Below are 18,129 nucleotides of genomic sequence, written 5' to 3' on the forward strand. Positions count from 1 at the left end.
ACTACATAACCTATTATAACAACGATAGAATAAAGTCGAATTTAAACAAAATGAGCCCGATAAAATATCGAGCTCACCATTATCAAATTTAATTGTAAATTTGTCTAAACTTTTGGGTGCAGTCTACTTCTAAGAGTTGCGTTTTTTTTATATTGATATTGGCTGCGATTCTATAATATTCAATTAGCAAAATTATTTAAGGTTTCTAAAATGCGATTAGCACTTTATTTGAAATTAAAAAAATTTAGTTATAGAAAAAAAATGTGGAGCCAAACAAAAATGACTAAAAAACCCTGTCTATTTGATATAAAAAAACAGGATTTTAACACATTTCTACTTCTTTTTATTTTCTTGATTAATTTGTCTTTGTTTTTGTTGTTCTTGGGCTTGCTCCATCATCTCTTGCATTTTTTGCTGAAATTTACTTTTTGGTTTCTCCTTGGTTTTGTTTTCCTGAATTTGAGCGTGAATTTTGTCTTCCTTGATAATGTAGTTTTTGATAACTAACATAATTCCGATGGTAATTGTATTAGAAATAAAATAATACAAACTCAAGCCTGACGCATTATTATTGAAGAAAATCATCATCATTAACGGCGAAATATAAATCATCATTTTCATGATTTTGCTCATATCCGGCATTCCTTCTTGTGGTGGAGCTGACATGGTTTGATCGCCAGTTGTCATTTTCATGTAGAAGAAAATGGCGATTGCCGCCAAAATTGGGAACAAACTGATATGGTTACCGTAGAACGATGAAATGACCGGAATGTGTTGTTTCCAGGAGAAAATGGCATCGAAGGACGACAAATCTTCTGCCCAAAGGAAGGATTTTTGACGAAGGTCGATGTTAGACGGGAAAAATTGGAACAATGCATAGAAAACCGGGATTTGCATCAATGCTGGAAGACATCCTGCCATTGGATTTACGCCAGCTTTGCTATACAACTTCATGGTTTCCTGTTGTTTTTTCATCGGGTCTTTCTTGAACTTTTCGTTCAATTCTTGAATTTCCGGACGTAAAACTTTCATTTTGGCCTGCGACAAATATGATTTATAGGTAATAGGCGACATGAGCAAACGCACCAAAATCGTGAAGACGATAATTGCGATTCCGTGTGCCAAAAATCCACCTAATAGGTTGTATAAAGGAATGAATAAAAAGCGGTTGATCCATCCAAAAATTCCCCAACCAAGCGGTACAATTTCGTCTAGATTTTTATCGTAATTATTTAAAACTTTATAATTCGTTGGACCGTAGTACCAATTCATGTTGTAATTGATTTCGCCTCCCTTGAAAGCCAATGGCATTGTCGCTTTGTAATGTTTGGTGAAAATGGTGTCCTTCTCAATGTCGTGAACCAAGTTGTCCGACTTTAATTCTGCAGTTGTAAAAGGCGTATCCGTCAATAAGATTGAAGTAAAAAAATGTTGTTTGAACGCAACATAGGTCACGTCTTTTGCATTTTCTACATCGTTGGATTGGTTCAGGTAATCATCTTTTCCATCTTCATATTCATAAACCAATTCCGAATAACGGTTTTCATACGAAACACTTTTTTCGTTTCGGTAGGTTTTCATTTCCCACTCTAAAGGAAGCGCTTCGGACGTATTTAAAATTTGAGCCAAACCTTGGGTTCTGATGGAAAAATCCATCATATAATCTTTTGGTTTGATCACATATCTGTATTCTAAAAACTGCTGATCGGCTGCTTTTAAACGCATCGTCAACACTTGGTTGCCATTTTCTGTGGTAAGATTTGGTTCGAAAAATAAATCTTTTGTATTTAAAACCAGATTGCCTTGTGTCTTTAATTGAAGATTTAATTTGGCGTTGTTGTCTTTGATGATTTTCACCAATTCGCCCGAACCTTTGCGGAATGCCTCAAAATTTTTCATTTGAGCATCCACAATGTAACCGCCTTTGTTGGAAAACACAAATTTTACCAAATCGTTTTCTACAGTTGTGGTAGTGGCTTTCGCCGAAGGAAGTGTTGCAGAATAAGCAAAGTTTCCTAAAGAGGATTTTAATTGTTGCAACTGAAGCGAATCTGGAACTTTAGGTGTCGCAGTTTGGCTTACAGCTGTTGTGGCTTGTTTTGGGTCTTGTTCTGTCTTAACCTTGTTTCCGGCTGCTTCGGGCGAAGGTTTGTTAATGAACATAATTCCCATTAAAATCAGGAATATCAATACAAATCCAATAATCGAATTGCGGTCGAACTTTTTTTCTTCCATTTGTTTGTTTTAAAAAAATACTTACTCTATTTTCCTGCAAAAATAATTTTACAAGAATTTATTTTCGTTTGAACAATTATTATTCTTACCTATCTATCTGTTTTTAAAATCCACTGCCGCTTTTACGAAATTTACGAATAATGGATGTGGATTTGCCACCGTACTTTTGTATTCCGGATGGTATTGCACTCCAATAAAAAACGGATGTTTTGGCACTTCAATAATTTCTACCAAATTCGTATCCGGATTTACTCCTGAAGCTTTTAAACCTGCATTTTCCAGAGCTTCTCGATATTCGCTGTTAAATTCATAACGATGGCGATGACGTTCTTCAATTTGTGTTTTACCGTAAATTTCATATGCAAGCGAATTTTCGCTTACGTCACATTTCCACGAACCTAAACGCATGGTTCCTCCTTTGTCAGTGATGTTTTTTTGTTCTTCCATCAAATTAATAACCGGATTTGCCGTTCCGGAATTCATTTCGGTAGAATTGGCATTTTTCAAGCCCAAAACATTTCGCGAATATTCAATCACCGCCATTTGCATTCCTAAACAAATCCCGAAAAAAGGAATATTATTTTCTCTTGCAAAACGAACGGTTTCAATTTTTCCTTCAATTCCTCTTTCTCCAAAACCTGGAGCAACCAAAATTCCATCCAAATCACGTAGCTTTTGCGACGCATTTTTTTCGTCTAAATATTCCGAATGAATGCTTACCACATTCACTTTGGTTTCGTTTGCGGCACCAGCATGGATAAACGCTTCCAAAATTGACTTGTACGAATCCTGCAATTCTACATACTTTCCTACCAATCCGATATTTACAATGTGCTTTGGGTTTTTATGCTTTTGCAAAAATTCATTCCATTGCTTTAAATCCGGGGTTGACTTTTCTGGTAAATCTAATTTTTTTAAAGCAACACGGTCTAAACCTTCTTCTAACATTAAATTAGGAACGTCATAAATGGTTGAAGCATCGATAGATTCTATCACGGCTTCTCTTTTTACGTTGCAGAACAAAGCCAATTTTTGCCGTAATTCGTCTGACAATTCGTGTTCGGTTCTACAAACTAAAATATCAGCTTTAATTCCACTTTCCATTAAGGTTTTTACCGAATGTTGTGTTGGTTTTGTTTTTAATTCTCCGGCTGCTGCCAAAAATGGAACCAGCGTCAGATGAATTACTATTCCGTTATTTTCGCCTAATTCCCAAACCAATTGCCGAACTGATTCAATATAAGGTAACGATTCAATATCACCAACTGTTCCGCCAATTTCGGTAATCACAATATCAAAATTGCCTGATTTTCCAAGCAATTGCATTCTCTCTTTAATTTCGTTAGTGATGTGAGGAACAACTTGTACGGTTTTTCCTAAAAATTCACCACGCCTTTCTTTTTCAATAACAGAAAGATAAACTCTTCCTGTGGTTACATTATTGGCTTGTGAGGTGGGAACGTTCAAAAATCTTTCATAATGACCAAGATCCAAATCAGTTTCTGCTCCATCATCCGTCACAAAACATTCTCCGTGTTCATAGGGATTCAATGTTCCGGGATCGACATTAATATAAGGATCAAATTTTTGTATTGTTGTCCTATAACCTCGTGCCTGTAATAATTTTGCTAAAGAAGCGGCAATAATTCCTTTCCCGAGAGAAGAACTCACACCTCCTGTAACAAAAATGTACTTTGTTTGATTCATTGTGTTGCGTTGTGTTGTTGTAGTTGTGTAAAAAACTCGGCAAAAGTACAAATTAATTACTCAATTTGCGAATTAGGAAATTAGATAATTTGGCAAGGCGACAATTTGGCAATGAGATCATTAAATAATCTAAAAATTAGCTGATTCGATAATTGATAAAATGCTAAACTTGATGGTCTTTAAAGTAAGATTTTTTTACACAGAAGAGTCATTTTCAAATTATCAAATTCGCTATTATCTCATTAAATAGGTTTTGGATATTGCTTTTTAATGTTTCTTATCAATTCTTCTAAACCATTTAATTTCAATTCATAAATTAATTGTAGTTGCTGTCCTAATTCTCCTTTCGGAAAACCTTTGCTTTGGTACCATACAATGTAAGGTTCGGGCAAGTCAATAAGAAAACGCCCCTCGAATTTTCCGAAGGGCATTTTGGTGTGAGCCAATTTTATGAGCTTTTTTTGTTCTGCTGTCATCACAATTATTTCCAGCTAAAATGAATTTCTTTTTCAATATCGGGATGAAGGCTTAAATGTACCGGGCAAGTTAAGGCTGTTCTTTCTAAAATCGTTCTGGTTTTTTCGTCCACCGAAATGGTCATCTCGAAATGAACTTCAATTTTATAAATTTTTCTTGGTTCGCTTTGCATGTGTTTGACTACGCTTGCGGTTGAACCTGTAAAATCTACTTTCAAATCTCGGGCTTTGATTGCCATTACAGTCATCATACAGCTCGCCAAAGCATTGGCAACTGTATCGGTTGGAGAGAAAGCCTCGCCTTTTCCGTTGTTGTCAGTTGGCGCATCTGAAATTATTTCGCTACCTGATTGAATGTGAATTGAAGATGTTCGTAAATCTCCTAAATAGGTTACTTTCGATGTCATTGTGCTACTTTTACTGTTAAATCGGTATCGTAATATAATATGTAAACACCTCTATTTGAATAGCCGTCAGCAGGATTTTTTACATAATTAAATTTATTTTCAACCTGTTCTGTGGCGTTGTCAAAAATGGTTTCTTCAAAACTTTTTTCTTGCGAAAGACGAAGCATCGCATCGAAAGTTACGTCAAATCCCCGAGTGGCATATTGATTAGGGTAGATATTATTTTTCTTTTTATAATTTTTGGCAAAAATTGCAGCTTCAGGCGTTTCATTTTCACGAGTTACTGATGGATAAAGCAAGTTTAATTTTGCCAAATTTGCGATAGAAATTTCGTCAGAATCTAATTTATCATTTGGTTCCATCAATACTAACTGTACATCATGAGTTGCTTTTGCGGCAGCTAAACCCGAAACAATATTTTTAAGCATTAATGTATTAGAAGTTTCTAGAATGACAAAATTTTTCCTGTCTTTTGCCAGCATTGCCTTTGCACTTTCTAAAGAAAAATCTGATATTTTTACGGTTGGGTGATTTTGCGCAATATAATTTTTTGCCGAAACTTTTTTGGGATCAATTACCGCAATTACATTGGCATTTTTAGAATACAGATAATCAAATAAAGTACCCCGAAGCGTTTCTGGACTTGGAACTGATTGATATAAATTACTGTAAACCATACTATTATCTTTAGATAATGGTGAAATTACAGGAATATTTTTGGCATTTAAAAACTGAGCCGTTTGTTCGGCATGAGATTGATAAAACGGACCGATTACCACATCTGAAGTCAGCAAATTTCTATCGGCGAATGTAGCATTAACCGCAGAAGAATTTTTATTTTCTTGTGAATCTAAAATTTTAATATCAATGTTTAATCCCAATGATTTAGCCGAATCGATTGCCATTAACGCTCCGGAATAAAAATCGAGTGTCATGTTGAGAAACGCATCTTTTTTCAGTCGCGTTGATAAATTTGCTGTTGAGTCGCTTTCTATTTTTGAAACATTGAAAGGCAATAACAAAGTCATTTGCTTACGGTCTTTTTTAGAAATGGTTTTAGCCAAATCGCTAAAATTTTTATTCAAAGGCGAATGCAAAACTTCTTTTGGTACTTTGAGCATCATGCCTTCTTTCAAACCGTTTTCTAACTCCGGATTTAAGGCAATCAAACCATTTTGGCTTAATCCAAATTGACGCGACAAACTATAAATTGTTTCCTTTGGGCGAACTTGATAGGTAGTATATTTTTCAGCTTCTTTTCCTGATAAAGTTGGTTTTACAATCGTTGCCGAATTGCTTTCAATTGAATTTGGAAAATCCTTTTGTCTAATCACCACTCTTTGTCCAATTCTCAAGCTATCTGTTTTTAGAATTGGATTAAATTTTTCAAGTTCTTCAACCGTGATGCCGTGTTTTTTAGCGATGCCGTATTTGGTATCTTTTGGCACCACTTCATATACCAAATTTCCTTTACTTGCTGGTTGATCTTGTTCTGAAACCACTTCTGTTATCACTTGTTTCATCGGAGCAATTTGAGAAGATTTCCCAGGAATTTGCAAAACCTGACCTATCTTCAATCCTTCTTTTATTTCAGGATTTAATTTTTCTAAATCTGCAACCGAAACGTTGTATTGTTTTGCCAAACCGTATATAGTTTCTTTTGGAGCAACAGTGTGTGTTTTTCCATTGGAAACTACTGTTTTTGGCGTGTTTTGAGTAATTTTATTTCCGCTTTTATTTGGAATTAACAAAATTGTGTTTTCTCCAATTCCGTTTCTCGCATCCGGATTTAAAGCGTAAATATCGGCTGGTGTAACTTTATATTTTTGCGAAATTTGGGTAATAGTTTCCCCTTTAGAAACAGTATGTTTTACCGCTTCTTGTGCAAATGCAGCTGCTGCAAGTAAAAATGCTGCAACCGAAATAAAAAGTTTTTTCATTCTATTAATATTTAATTTTTTGGCTATTAATGATTTATAAAAAATTGAAAAGCCGTTACTAATTTATGTAAAAGTAACGACTTTCATAGATAATATTGGTTTTTAAAAAAATTATTCCCATTCAATCGTAGCCGGTGGTTTCGAGCTGATATCGTACACTACTCTATTTACACCTTTGACTTTATTGATAATCTCGTTAGAAACACTCATCAAAAATTCGTATGGCAAATGAACCCAATCAGCCGTCATTCCATCGGTTGATTCTACGGCTCTAAGTGCGACTACTTTTTCATAGGTACGTTCGTCGCCCATAACGCCAACACTGTTTACCGGAAGCAAAATGGCTCCCGCTTGCCACACTTTGTCATACAGTCCGTGAGATTTTAATCCTTCCACAAAAATATAATCCACTTCTTGTAAAATTCTTACTTTTTCGGGAGTGATATCGCCTAAAATTCTGATGGAAAGTCCAGGTCCCGGAAATGGATGTCTTCCTAATAATTCTGCCGAAATTCCTAAACTTGCACCAACGCGTCTTACTTCGTCTTTAAAAAGCATTCTCAAAGGTTCTACCACTTTTAATTTCATAAAATCTGGCAAACCACCTACATTGTGATGCGATTTTATCGTTGCTGAAGGTCCTTTTACCGAAACAGATTCAATCACATCTGGATAAATCGTACCTTGGGCTAACCATTTTACGTCTTGTACCAAATGGGCTTCGTCGTCAAAAACTTCAATGAACACGCGACCGATGGTTTTCCTCTTGGTTTCAGGATCATCGATTCCCGCAAGTTGACTCAAAAATCGTTCCGAAGCGTCCACTCCTTTCACATTCAAGCCCATATCTTTATATTGTTCCAAAACATTTTCGAATTCATTTTTGCGTAGCAAACCGTTATTTACGAAAATACAATACAAGTTTTTTCCAATGGCTTTGTTTAGCAAAACCGCTGCAACTGTTGAATCTACGCCACCAGAAAGCCCGAGAACAACTTTATCATTGCCGATTTTTTCTTGCATTTCTGACACAATTTCTTCAACAAAAGCTTTGGGTGTAAAATTTTGAGGAACTTGAGCAATAGCCACTAAAAAATTCTCTAAAATTTGTTTTCCATCAATAGAATGGTAAACTTCAGGATGAAATTGAATGGCATAAGTATCTTCACCTTCAATTCTGTAAGCGGCATTTTGAACATCTTTGGTACTTGCCAAACATACGCCATTTACAGGAAGTTGCTTAATGGTATCGCTGTGACTCATCCAAACTTGGCTATTGAGATGTACGTTTTTAAAGAAATTTTCACCTTCTTTAATATAGGACAAATTAGCGCGACCATATTCTCTAATGTTGGAAGGAGCGACTTCGCCACCAAAAAAATGAGCCATGTATTGCGCTCCGTAACATACCGCAAGCATTGGCATTTTGCCACGAATCTGAGACAAATCCGGATGTGGGGCATTTTCTGCTCTAACCGAAAAAGGACTTCCGGATAGAATGACAGCTTTATAACTCGATAAATCACTCGGAATATGATTGTAGGGAAAAATTTCGCAAAAAATGTTAAGTTCACGAACCCTTCTCGCAATTAGTTGTGTGTATTGCGATCCGAAATCTAAAATAAGTACGTTGTGTTGCATGCGCAAAAGTAATACTTATATTTTATTTCAAAAAAAGTGTTTTTAGAAAAATTTCGTAAGAAAAATAATTTTAACGCAGAAATCGCCTTCATTAAAAACATAATTTTTTAAGTTTGATTAAAATTTATTTTGATAATGGTAAAGTCGTTGTTATTGGTCGGATTTGGTGGAGGTTTAGGGAGCATTGTTCGTTTTTTAGTTAGTGTTTTTTTAAAAAAAATAATGACCGAAAATCAGCTACAATTTCCATGGGCGACACTAACAGTCAATATTTTAGGCTGTTTTTTAATCGGATTGTTAATGGGGAATTTTTATCAGGAAAACGCAACTACACAATCCATGAAATTGCTTTTGGTGACCGGATTTTGTGGCGGATTTACTACATTTTCAGCTTTTGGCTTCGAAAATATTTCCTTTATTCAAAACCAGCAATACAGTTTAGCGATTCTTTACACGGCGTCGAGTTTACTCATGGGATTTTTAGCAGTTGCTTTTGGAATGTTTCTTACCAAATAATTATGACGAAACACAGGAATTTTGCGTAAATTCGCCCACTATGAAACAAGAAGAAATCAACGGCATTTTAGAACTTTTGGCAAGTCCAAAAAAAATTGCTATCATTCCACATCGAAGTCCAGACGGTGACGCAATGGGTTCAACTTTAGGGCTTTATCATTTTTTATTAAAATTAAATCACGAGCCAATTGTAGTTGCTCCAAATGAATTCCCAGAGTTTTTAGCGTGGCTTCCCGGTTCGGAAAATGTTTTGATTTTTGAAAAAAATAAAGACAATGTTTCCAAAGTTTTGCAAGAAGCTGAATTAATTTTTACGCTAGATTTCAATGCATTGCATCGTACCGGAGAAATGGAACACGTGTTGAACAAACTTACCGTGCCATTCATCATGATTGACCATCATCAAAGTCCGGATGATTACGCTTTGTACACTTATTCTGACACGAAATACGGTTCAACTTGCGAGATGATTTTTAATTTTATTTCTTATTTAGGAAAGAAAAATTTTATTGACAAAACCATTGCAAGCTGTCTTTACACCGGAATTGTAACGGATTCCGGCTCTTTTAGATTTCCAACCACCACAAGTACTACACATCGAGTTACCGCAGAACTTTTAGATTTTGGCGCTGAAAATGGAACGATTCACAATTCGCTTTTTGACAATAATTCTTATCACAGATTACAATTATTAGGCAGAGCTTTACAAAATATGAAAGTCATGCCTGAGTTTAAAACCTCTTACATTACGCTTACGCAAAAGGAACTCGACGATTTTAAATACGTAAAAGGCGATACTGAAGGAGTTGTAAATTACGGACTTACTATTAAAGGCATTATTTTTGCAGCCATTTTTATTGAAAATAAAGACGAAGGAATTATCAAGATTTCGTTTCGATCTCAAGGAAATTTTGATGTTAATAAATTTGCCAGAGATTATTTCAACGGAGGAGGACATATTAACGCGGCAGGAGGCAAATCGGGCAAAAGCTTAGAGGAAACCGTGGCCGACTTTGAAAAAATTGTTGCCCAACAAAATTTTAATGTTTAAAAAATGCAAATAAAAAATTATATAACCGCTGCAGTTATAACCGTTGTCCTTGCAGGATGCACACAACAACAGCCGCGCAAACCTATAAGTTATTCTTCAGGGACTTTTATGAAAGAATCTGTAGAACGAAATAAAAAAATGATTGCCGGAGAGGAAGCGAAAATTGATTCGCTTATCAAGAAAGATACGGCGTCAGATTACATTGCTTCGCCAAAGGGATATTGGTATAAATATGACGTAAAAAGTAGTTCTGTTGACACTTTAAAACCTGTGAAAGGTTATGTGGCTTATTTTGATTACGAAGTAAAAGATTTAGATGGTAATATGATTTATACCGAAGTTGAACTTCGTCCTCAAAAATATTTGGTGGACCGACAAAATATTATGATGGGACTTCGCGATGGAATTAAATTGATGAAAAAAGGCGAACGTATTACCTTTTTATTTCCATCTCACATGGGTTACGGTTATCATGGCGACAACCGCAGAATTGGTCATAACCAACCGTTAATGACCACAGTTTTTCTTCGAGATATCAAACCTGAAGACGTTGCCAGAAGTGAAGAAAAAAAACCTGTGTCCACAAATCCAAAACCTTTAACCCAAGAATAAAAACGACCTCTTTTTAACTATGAAAAAAATTAATTTTCTGCTTCTAATGTTAACCGTTGCATTATTTTCTTGCAATAAAAACAATGACCTTCCAGATGGAATGTATGCAGAAATCGATACTAACAAAGGTACCATTTTAGTAAAACTCGAATACAAAAAAACTCCAATCACTGTAGCCAATTTCGTTTCGCTTGCCGAGGGAAAAAATTCTCTGGTTAATGAAGAATATAAAGGCAAACCTTATTACAACGGATTAACATTCCATAGAGTTTTACCAAACTTTATGATTCAAGGTGGTGATCCAAATGGCGACGGAAGTGGCGGACCAGGATACCGTTTTAGCGATGAAATAGTACCAGAATTAAAACACAACAAAGGTGGAATTCTTTCTATGGCAAATGGAGGAAAAGCAACTAACGGAAGTCAATTTTTCATTACACATGTTCCCACACCTTGGTTGGATGGAATTCACACCATCTTTGGGCACGTTTTAAACGATGGTATGGAAATAGTAAACCAAATTGAACAAGATGATGTGATTAACAAAATTACCATCATCCGCAAAGGGGAAGAAGCAAAAAAATTCGACGCACCAAAAATCTTCAAAGATAATTTTGCCAAAGAAGCGGAAGCTCAAAAAAAATTAGAAGAACAACGCCAAGCACTTAGGGCAAAATACCAAAGCGTGATTGCAGACAAACTGACTTTTTTTAACGAAGCCAAAAAATCGGCTAAAAAAACACAATCAGGTTTAGAATATTTTGTCTCGGAAAAAGGCTCGGGCAAAAAACCAAATCCAGGTGAGGAAGTTTACATTAGTTATGCAGGCTATTTCCCTAATGGAGACTTATTTGACACTAACGTGGCTGAAATAGCAGAAAATTATGGAATGCTCGACGAGATGCGAATGGCGCAAAACGGTTATGTCCCGTTTCCTTTTGTTTATGGTACCAAAGAAGGCATGATTCCCGGCTTTATTGAAGGAATTGAACTCACCAATATTGATGGAAAAATCTTAGTTTTTATTCCAGCTTATTTAGGTTATGGCGAACGTGGAGCCGGAGATGTAATTCCGCCAAATACCAATCTGATTTTTGAAATTAAAATGACAACTACACAAAATTAATCATCCATGAAAACACGTTTAATCGCATTAATGTTTCTTGCATTTACCGCCGGAACTTTTGCTCAAACCAAAAAAGCGACTGCTAAAAAAGTAGCAAGCCAAACCGCACCAACTGAAAAAAAATTAGAAGGAATTTTTGCTACAATTGAAACCAACAAAGGCCGAATTGTTTTAGAACTTGAGTACAAAAAAACACCAATTACAGTGGCAAACTTCATGTCGCTTGCAGAAGGCACTAATAATTTTGTAACCCAAAAATATAAAGGAAAACCATTTTATACCGGATTAAAATTCCACCGCGTAATTGCCGACTTTATGATTCAAGGTGGTGATCCAGCCGGAAACGGAAGCGGTGATCCCGGATATAAATTTAAAGATGAAATCACCGATTTAAAACATTCGGGTCCTGGAATTTTGTCGATGGCCAATTCTGGTCCGGCAACTAACGGAAGCCAATTTTTTATCACACACAAAGCAACCCCTTGGCTTGACGGCAAACACACCGTTTTTGGTAAAGTAATTAGCGGTCAAGATGTTGTGAATGCCATTGCGCAAGACGATGTGATTATCGAAATTAAATTTGACAAAAAAGGTAGCGAAGCTAAAAAATTTGATGCCGGAAAAATTTTCAATGAATATTTTGCCAATAAAGACATCGAAGCTAAAAAAATTGCCGAAGCAATGGCAATCATTAAAAAAGAAAAAGTGGCAGAACATGCAAAACTTCGTGAAACTGCTACAAAATTACCGTCAGGATTGGCTTACGTAGTTACCAAAAAAGGCAGCGAAACCAAGCCCGTTGATGGTACACAAGTGTATGTTCACTATGCCGGATTTTTGGAAGATGGTTCTCTTTTCGACTCAAGTTACGAAGATGTCAGCAAAAAATTTGACAAATTCGACCAACGTCGTGCCGATGCAAACGGTTACCAACCTTTGCCGTCAACCGTTGGACAGCACCGTTTTGTGCCCGGTTTTACCGAAGGTTTGAACCAACTTAACATTGGCGACAAAGCCGTTTTATTCATTCCCGCCGCTTTGGGTTATGGCGAGAGAGGTGCCGGAAATGTGATTCCGCCGAATGCCAATATTATTTTTGAAGTAGAATTGCTCGACAAATTACCAGCGAAAGAATAAATTTTAAAAGTTTACAATTTGAAAAATCCTAACAGCGTTCAATTCTGTTAGGATTTTTTTTGGGGCGTTCCCCAATTTACAACTTTCTTGCAAAAAAGAAAAAAACCCAAAAATTGGGTCGCTCCCGAAGCTTCGGGACGCTGTATCTTTTATTAATTAGCTTGGTTTTTAACCCGAGGTAATTGATAAAAGGATGCCGCTTCACTCGAGCAAAGCGAACTGACGAAGTAATCGCTAACGCAAACGATTCTTCAATAAACAATTACAATAACAATTTTAATAGCAAGAAAAAATTTTCAATTTGTCAAATTGTCAAAACTTCCACTCAAATTCATCTTTGTGATTAAAAATCGCACCAACTTCAATTTCGGTAATGGCGCCAAATTCAGCATGTAAAAGCAACCAATTGTCTTCGTTAAAATACGTTTCAACGCCATCCGCAAAAGATTTTTCCCAAGATTTCAAACCTTTTTGCATCAGGAAATCGATTACTTTTTTGGTGTCTTCGCCAATAATTTTTTCATCAAAAATCATTAAATCAGCCGATGAAGAAACCAAATATCCCAATTTAAAATCTTCATCGCTATAAAAAGTAATCCGAATTTTTTGAGGATTAAATTCTACAATATCGTTGGCTTCTTCGTCTTTATAAGCTTTCGAACTTTTACCATAAATAGCTTCAACGTCAGCTTTTTTCATTCCAAAAACCAATTTGTCGATACCAACTGTTGGATTTATTTTCATTCGTAAATTTTTTAGAAATTAATATTCAAAAACGCCGTATTCGCTTTTAATCGTCAGTTTTTTTGTAGCCGAAGCTTCTACTCTACCCACAATTTTTGCATCTACATTAAACGATTTTGATATCGTAATAATTTCGTTTGCAATATTTTCCGGAACATAAAATTCCATTCTGTGTCCGCAATTAAAAACCTGGTACATTTCACGCCAATCGGTTTTTGATTGTTCCTGAATCAACTGGAAAAGTGGCGGCACTTCAAACAAATTATCTTTCACAATATGCAGATTATCAATAAAATGCAAGATTTTAGTTTGAGCACCACCGCTGCAATGAACCATTCCGTGAATGTCTTTAGCAGAAAATTTTTCAAATATTTTTTTGACGATTGGAGCGTAAGTTCTCGTTGGGGAAAGTACTAATTTTCCGGCATCAATCGGTGCATCTTCAACCAAATCTGTAAGGTTAATTTGACCTGAATAAACCAACTCATCCGGAACCGAAGCGTCAAAACTTTCGGGATATTTTTGCGCCAGATATTTTCCAAAAACATCATGTCGCGCAGAAGTCAATCCGTTGCTTCCCATTCCGCCGTTGTATTCTTTTTCGTAAATAGCCTGACCAAAAGATGCCAAACCGACAATCACATCGCCTTCCCGAATATTAGCATTATCCACTACATTTTCTTTTTTAATTCGGGCGGTTACGGTACTATCCACAATAATTGTTCGGACTAAATCACCCACATCAGCTGTTTCGCCACCCGTGGAATGAATCGTAACGCCAAAAGATTTTAACTCCGAAATTAATTCTTCGGTACCATTAATAATTGCCGAAATTACTTCTGCCGGAATGAGATTTTTATTTCTGCCAATTGTAGACGAAAGCAATATATTATCAGTAGCACCAACGCAAAGTAAATCGTCGATGTTCATAATTAAAGCATCTTGCGCAATTCCTTTCCATACCGAAATATCACCAGTTTCTTTCCAATACAAATAAGCAAGCGAAGATTTGGTACCTGCTCCATCGGCATGCATTATTAAACAATATTCATCGTCGTTGGTTAAATAATCAGGAATAATTTTGCAAAAAGCTTTAGGAAAAAGACCTTTATCGATGTTTTTTATTGCGTTGTGAACATCTTCTTTTGATGCCGAAACACCTCGTAAATTGTAGCGTTTACTGTTTTCAGAACTCATAAATGTGTGTTGTTGTTGCCACAAAGATAGGTAGATTTTTCAAAAAAAATATTTGATTTGGCAACAGAAAAAAACCATCAATTTGCAATAATTTCAATCTCAACCCTTCGGTTTGCGGCACGTTCTTCTTCGTTTTTTTCGGGAATTTTATAAAGCGGTTGCGATACCCCAAAACCTTTGAAGCTAACACGTTGTTTTTCAATACCATTCAACTCCAAAAATTTTTTGATTGCTTTGGCGCGTTGGGTTGAAAGATCTTGACGATCAGTTTGCATGCAACAAATGTGGCCTTGAATTTGAATAACCATTTGTGGATTTTGCTTCAAAACTTCGAGCAATTCGTACATTTTGGTACGAGAGTCTTTAGTTACCGCAAAGGTATTCAGGTGAAAATTTAAATTATCAAGTTTGAATTTTTCTCCGGGTTTTGCCAGCGTAATTTTTTTCATAAAATCGACATCTAGCATCAAATCGCTTCGGGTTCCGTCAGGATTGTCAATGACGATTTTTGTAGCATAAACCGGCATTTCGCGTGGTTCCAAAGGTTTTTTCAAACCTAAAATCTCTTCTTCTCTAGGAATATCTTCCGCATTTAAATAAAAAATATTTACCCTCCTATTTTCTGCTTTAATACTGGAATGTTCATGAGCTTTCCCGAAACTCAACGCTTTAAAATCTTCTCTTATTTTTAATCTTCCGTTGATAAAATTATAGACAAATCCTACTCTTTTTGCCGCCAAAGTATCGTTGTAACCAAAACTGCCGTCTTCATCAGTAAATCCATTGATGGCCACGATTTTTACGTCTTTATTTTGGTTAATAAAATTTTCCAGTCGCTGTTTTTCTGACGGTTTTAGTTCATACTTATCACTGTCGAAATATACGGCGAAATCCTCTTGTGCCTGAACAAAACCACACATCAAAACGAATGCAATACACGAAATTATTTTTTTCATAAGGATTGATTTTTACGAAGAAACAAAAAAATTTTCTAAAAACTATTCATTTGCCAAGATCATAATTTCCACTCGCCGATTTGCATTTCTTTCTTCCTCATTTTTTTCGGGAATGGGAAACACTGGCTGGGTATTTGAAAAACTTTTATAACGAAGCCTTTCCGAATTTATACCTTTGGAGATCAAATAATTATAAATACTTCGAGCTCGAAGATTTGCAATATCATAAATATCTTTGCCTTCAACGCAACATACATGACCTTGAATTTCTATTTTTAATTTTTGGTTCAAAACCAAAGTTTCCAGCAAATCAGTTAATGTTTTTTCGGACGATGGAACGGTTTGCCCAGACATATTGTAAAAATAAAGATTTGGTAACGCCAGTTTTTCTCCTACTTTTAACTGATTAATATTGTGGGAAAGCTTGTTTGGGAGAACTTGTTTTTCAGGCTTTAATTCAAAAAAAACAACCACTTTCCGCTGTGATTGTTGGTTTTCTGCGGAAGCAAATCGTTCACCGAAACCTTTTATTTCTAAATTTTCAGCAAAATTTACATTTTGTTTTTTTAAAAAATTTTCGACAAATTTTGCTCGTTTCAGCGAAAGCGTATCATTATAGGAATCACTTGCAGATTGGTCACAAAATCCGTAGATTTTAGTTACAATTGCTTTGGGATTTTCTGTTGAAAATTGATTTAAATTATTTCCGGAATTTGTTTTTTCGAAAATATCTGTGTCAAAATAAATTACGTAATGGCGTTCTTGAGCAAAAGTTGAAAGGCAAAAGATAAAGGCAATTAAAGAAAATTTCATTTTAGTAAATTTAGATAAAAACGATCTTTTCGGTAATTTATTACAAAAAAAATGGCTTCAGAATTGAAACCATTTTAATTCTAATTTTATTCGAAATCAGGCATTTCGGCATTTGTAAAAAGTGTCACTCTTGAGGTTGGAGTTCCTATTGTATATTTTTGTACTCGTCTTTCGCTTAAAAAATCGTTTGAGGTGTTTACAAAAATTAAGTCGGCTTCATTTGGCGAATATCGTACATCTATATCAACGGTTCCTGTTGGTTTTTCCACGTTAATTTCTGTGGTAGTATTTGTAGAAATAATATGTTGAAAAATTCTAGAATCAAGTTGTCGGTAATTTTGATTTTCAAATCCCGATATATCACGTGTAAAAATTAGTTTTTGTCCGGTTACAGAGAGGTTTAAACCACCAATTGCCCCATTTACTCCGGATATGACATTATTAATAATGTTTCCGTTTTGGTTGATTATATAAATTTCACATTCATATCCGGCAGCATTATTCACTTTTAGTGCTATTTTAGTTTCATCATAGCTCCAGTCCACTTCGGAGATAAATTTCCCATCTGGTGTTTGAAATATTTGGGTGAGACCACTTCCGTTAGCGTTGATTCGATATAGTTTATTAAAATTTGCGTAAAGCAAGCTACTTCCTGAATTATTCCATGAAAAATTGAGATAAGCTGAATTAAATCCAGCAATTGGTACTGCATTTGTCACTTTAAAAACTCCTGAACCATCAGGATTCATTGTGTAAATATGATTTTGAGACCCTAAAGCGCGAATAAATCCAATTTTGTTGGTTGCTACGTTTTTTCTTGGTCGCCAACTGTTGCTTTGTGGGGAAGTTAATTGTACTTGGCTTCCGGTTTCGTTTCCAGCATAAATTACATTATTTTCTCCTATTTTTTTAACAAAAAGATGTCGGGTTTGTGGAAAAGATGTAGTTTTGAAAGATCGAGTAGCACTTAATACAGGAGGGTTTGTACCGTCTGAAGATGTAACTTGCCAAAAGTATTTTGTTCCAAAAGAAAGATTGGTTAGTAGCAAAGTTTTTTCGGTTAAATCCGAGAAACGCAATACCTCATCATTTATGTCATTTCTAACAATAACTTCGTAGGTAAGCGAGTCGTTGTCAACATCTGTGGCTTCCCATTTCAAGGTTACTTCTAATGGAAGATTTTCGGCGTTGTCGTTTGGAGCGGTAAGAACCGGGGTGTCAGGAGGTCTGTTATTAGTGGCGGACAGCTCCATTTCAAAAACGACTTCAGTATTATTGTTAATAGTAACCGTAACCCCTTCATATTTAGTTATGTAACCATCTTTTTGAGCTTGAAAAGAATAATCTCCAGTCACAACACCTTGAATTACAAATCGCCCGTCATCATCAGTGAAAACTGTACTGGAATTTGGGCTGGAAAATACTTTTGCGTTAGCTAACGGCAAAAATGTATTGGCGGTTACCACACGGCCGGAAACAGAACCGTAGTCTAATCCTTCAATTTTTTCTTCGCTGCAACTCACTAAGAAAAACAGTAAAGAAAGTCCTAAAAATTGTGTAATATTTTTCAT

The 18,129-nt window shown here is 35.6% G+C and carries 17 protein-coding genes; 6 read left to right on the forward strand and 11 right to left on the reverse strand.

Going from position 1 to position 18,129, the window contains the following annotated elements; translation table 11 throughout:
- The first annotated feature begins 5 nt into the window (after positions 1 to 5).
- A complete protein-coding gene (locus GV828_RS13320; protein ID WP_394350645.1) occupies positions 6 to 92 on the forward strand; it encodes an IS3 family transposase in 87 nt (28 codons plus the stop codon).
- 241 nt (positions 93 to 333) lie between these two features.
- Here the strand turns inward: GV828_RS13320 and yidC are convergent, their stop codons facing one another.
- The 6 genes from yidC to guaA all read right to left on the reverse strand — a co-directional run bounded on the left by yidC (position 334) and on the right by guaA (position 8,406).
- Positions 334 to 2,235 (reverse strand): membrane protein insertase YidC, encoded by a 1,902-nt coding sequence (gene yidC / locus GV828_RS08475; RefSeq protein WP_166537055.1) that lies wholly within the window; start codon positions 2,233 to 2,235, stop codon positions 334 to 336.
- 93 nt (positions 2,236 to 2,328) lie between these two features.
- Positions 2,329 to 3,942, reverse strand: a complete 1,614-nt coding sequence (locus GV828_RS08480) for a CTP synthase (RefSeq protein WP_166537056.1) — start codon at positions 3,940 to 3,942, stop codon at positions 2,329 to 2,331.
- A gap of 242 nt (positions 3,943 to 4,184) precedes the next feature.
- Positions 4,185 to 4,418 (reverse strand): DUF3820 family protein, encoded by a 234-nt coding sequence (locus GV828_RS08485; protein WP_166537057.1) that lies wholly within the window; start codon positions 4,416 to 4,418, stop codon positions 4,185 to 4,187.
- 5 nt (positions 4,419 to 4,423) lie between these two features.
- On the reverse strand, positions 4,424 to 4,825 hold the full coding sequence (locus tag GV828_RS08490) for an OsmC family protein (protein ID WP_166537058.1): 402 nt from the start codon (positions 4,823 to 4,825) through the stop codon (positions 4,424 to 4,426).
- Positions 4,822 to 6,765, reverse strand: a complete 1,944-nt coding sequence (locus GV828_RS08495; protein ID WP_166537059.1) for a LysM peptidoglycan-binding domain-containing protein — start codon at positions 6,763 to 6,765, stop codon at positions 4,822 to 4,824. The genes GV828_RS08490 and GV828_RS08495 overlap by 4 nt, the downstream gene beginning before the upstream one ends.
- A 111-nt stretch (positions 6,766 to 6,876) precedes the next feature.
- Positions 6,877 to 8,406 carry a glutamine-hydrolyzing GMP synthase gene (guaA, locus tag GV828_RS08500; protein WP_166537060.1) on the reverse strand — a complete coding sequence of 510 codons (1,530 nt, stop codon included), beginning with the start codon at positions 8,404 to 8,406 and terminating at the stop codon, positions 6,877 to 6,879.
- Positions 8,407 to 8,541: 135 nt separating this feature from the next.
- Here guaA and crcB point away from each other — a divergent pair, with 135 nt between their 5' ends.
- The 5 genes from crcB to GV828_RS08525 are packed head-to-tail and all read left to right on the forward strand — an operon-like array spanning position 8,542 to position 12,848.
- The gene (crcB, locus tag GV828_RS08505) at positions 8,542 to 8,922 is read left to right on the forward strand and encodes a fluoride efflux transporter CrcB (RefSeq protein ID WP_166537061.1); all 381 of its coding nucleotides are present in this window, start codon (positions 8,542 to 8,544) and stop codon (positions 8,920 to 8,922) included.
- A gap of 40 nt (positions 8,923 to 8,962) precedes the next feature.
- A complete protein-coding gene (locus GV828_RS08510; protein WP_166537062.1) occupies positions 8,963 to 9,973 on the forward strand; it encodes a DHH family phosphoesterase in 1,011 nt (336 codons plus the stop codon).
- A gap of 3 nt (positions 9,974 to 9,976) precedes the next feature.
- The gene (gene gldI / locus GV828_RS08515) at positions 9,977 to 10,585 is read left to right on the forward strand and encodes a gliding motility-associated peptidyl-prolyl isomerase GldI (RefSeq protein ID WP_166537063.1); all 609 of its coding nucleotides are present in this window, start codon (positions 9,977 to 9,979) and stop codon (positions 10,583 to 10,585) included.
- 19 nt (positions 10,586 to 10,604) lie between these two features.
- Positions 10,605 to 11,711 (forward strand): peptidylprolyl isomerase, encoded by a 1,107-nt coding sequence (locus tag GV828_RS08520; RefSeq protein ID WP_166537064.1) that lies wholly within the window; start codon positions 10,605 to 10,607, stop codon positions 11,709 to 11,711.
- A gap of 6 nt (positions 11,712 to 11,717) precedes the next feature.
- Positions 11,718 to 12,848 (forward strand): peptidylprolyl isomerase, encoded by a 1,131-nt coding sequence (locus tag GV828_RS08525; protein WP_166537065.1) that lies wholly within the window; start codon positions 11,718 to 11,720, stop codon positions 12,846 to 12,848.
- A 312-nt stretch (positions 12,849 to 13,160) separates the two neighbouring features.
- Here the strand turns inward: GV828_RS08525 and GV828_RS08530 are convergent, their stop codons facing one another.
- The 5 genes from GV828_RS08530 to GV828_RS08550 form a co-directional block, all read right to left on the reverse strand.
- Entirely contained in the window at positions 13,161 to 13,592 is a 432-nt protein-coding gene (locus tag GV828_RS08530) for a hypothetical protein (RefSeq protein ID WP_166537066.1), read from the reverse strand.
- A gap of 18 nt (positions 13,593 to 13,610) precedes the next feature.
- Positions 13,611 to 14,789 (reverse strand): AIR synthase related protein, encoded by a 1,179-nt coding sequence (locus GV828_RS08535; RefSeq protein WP_166537067.1) that lies wholly within the window; start codon positions 14,787 to 14,789, stop codon positions 13,611 to 13,613.
- 77 nt (positions 14,790 to 14,866) lie between these two features.
- Positions 14,867 to 15,745, reverse strand: a complete 879-nt coding sequence (locus GV828_RS08540; RefSeq protein ID WP_166537068.1) for an OmpA family protein — start codon at positions 15,743 to 15,745, stop codon at positions 14,867 to 14,869.
- A 42-nt stretch (positions 15,746 to 15,787) separates the two neighbouring features.
- Positions 15,788 to 16,558 carry an OmpA family protein gene (locus GV828_RS08545; protein WP_166537069.1) on the reverse strand — a complete coding sequence of 257 codons (771 nt, stop codon included), beginning with the start codon at positions 16,556 to 16,558 and terminating at the stop codon, positions 15,788 to 15,790.
- Positions 16,559 to 16,644: 86 nt separating this feature from the next.
- Positions 16,645 to 18,129: a carboxypeptidase regulatory-like domain-containing protein gene (locus tag GV828_RS08550; protein ID WP_166537070.1), complete on the reverse strand. Its 1,485-nt coding sequence runs from the start codon at positions 18,127 to 18,129 to the stop codon at positions 16,645 to 16,647.

The sequence above is a fragment of the Flavobacterium ichthyis genome, from assembly GCF_009915155.1.
In the GTDB taxonomy this organism is placed as follows: Bacteria; Bacteroidota; Bacteroidia; order Flavobacteriales; family Flavobacteriaceae; genus Flavobacterium; species Flavobacterium ichthyis.

Coding starts and splice junctions, on each gene's coding strand:
- GV828_RS08490 (WP_166537058.1), bottom strand. CDS start 4,825: ATGACATCGAAAGTAACCTATTTAGGAGATTTACGAACATCTTCAATT.
- GV828_RS08550 (WP_166537070.1), bottom strand. CDS start 18,129: ATGAAAAATATTACACAATTTTTAGGACTTTCTTTACTGTTTTTCTTA.
- GV828_RS08535 (WP_166537067.1), bottom strand. CDS start 14,789: ATGAGTTCTGAAAACAGTAAACGCTACAATTTACGAGGTGTTTCGGCA.
- GV828_RS08530 (WP_166537066.1), bottom strand. CDS start 13,592: ATGAAAATAAATCCAACAGTTGGTATCGACAAATTGGTTTTTGGAATG.
- guaA (WP_166537060.1), bottom strand. CDS start 8,406: ATGCAACACAACGTACTTATTTTAGATTTCGGATCGCAATACACACAA.
- gldI (WP_166537063.1), top strand. CDS start 9,977: ATGCAAATAAAAAATTATATAACCGCTGCAGTTATAACCGTTGTCCTT.
- yidC (WP_166537055.1), bottom strand. CDS start 2,235: ATGGAAGAAAAAAAGTTCGACCGCAATTCGATTATTGGATTTGTATTG.
- GV828_RS08525 (WP_166537065.1), top strand. CDS start 11,718: ATGAAAACACGTTTAATCGCATTAATGTTTCTTGCATTTACCGCCGGA.
- GV828_RS08510 (WP_166537062.1), top strand. CDS start 8,963: ATGAAACAAGAAGAAATCAACGGCATTTTAGAACTTTTGGCAAGTCCA.
- GV828_RS08480 (WP_166537056.1), bottom strand. CDS start 3,942: ATGAATCAAACAAAGTACATTTTTGTTACAGGAGGTGTGAGTTCTTCT.
- GV828_RS08540 (WP_166537068.1), bottom strand. CDS start 15,745: ATGAAAAAAATAATTTCGTGTATTGCATTCGTTTTGATGTGTGGTTTT.
- GV828_RS08485 (WP_166537057.1), bottom strand. CDS start 4,418: ATGACAGCAGAACAAAAAAAGCTCATAAAATTGGCTCACACCAAAATG.
- GV828_RS08545 (WP_166537069.1), bottom strand. CDS start 16,558: ATGAAATTTTCTTTAATTGCCTTTATCTTTTGCCTTTCAACTTTTGCT.
- GV828_RS08495 (WP_166537059.1), bottom strand. CDS start 6,765: ATGAAAAAACTTTTTATTTCGGTTGCAGCATTTTTACTTGCAGCAGCT.
- crcB (WP_166537061.1), top strand. CDS start 8,542: ATGGTAAAGTCGTTGTTATTGGTCGGATTTGGTGGAGGTTTAGGGAGC.
- GV828_RS08520 (WP_166537064.1), top strand. CDS start 10,605: ATGAAAAAAATTAATTTTCTGCTTCTAATGTTAACCGTTGCATTATTT.